This is a genomic window from Streptomyces sp. DH12, assembly GCF_020873895.1.
In the GTDB taxonomy this organism is placed as follows: domain Bacteria; phylum Actinomycetota; class Actinomycetes; order Streptomycetales; family Streptomycetaceae; genus Streptomyces.
Genome location: NZ_JAHWGT010001551.1, coordinates 1 through 399 on the forward strand (window position 1 = coordinate 1; position 399 = coordinate 399).

1 pseudogene is annotated in these 399 nt (G+C 72.4%); it reads right to left on the reverse strand.

Features of this window, described 5'->3' with window-relative positions:
- Positions 1-198: 198 nt before the first annotated feature.
- Positions 199-399, reverse strand: a pseudogene (locus LPA54_RS41035) (glutamine amidotransferase); the annotation flags it as partial.

Below are 399 nucleotides of genomic sequence, written 5' to 3' on the forward strand. Positions count from 1 at the left end.
GCCCGAAACAACCTTCTCGAAGTGGCCGGGACCGGACCGCGCTGTCCGGCCCGATCCCCGCCACCCTAGCCGTTCCCGGGGGCTGTGCCGCATCCCGCGTCCGCCTGCTGGACGACGCCGCTCACCTGTGCGGAGGAGGCGTCAGACGGGCCTGCTCAGGCCGCTTCCGACGCCTCCTTCCCGGTGTGTCCCAGCGCCTCACGCGGGCTGCTGGGCGGCCGCGATGCGTTCGTCGCGCAGGGCCTCGTACCAGCGGTCGTCGGTCGGCGGCAGTGCGTTGACGTCCAGCGCCAGCTTCAGCAGCAGGTCCGCGATCTGCGGGTTGCGGGCCAGCACCGGCCCGTGCATGTACGTGCCGAAGACGGTGTCGTTGTAGGCGCCCTCGGTGCCGTCCCCGGT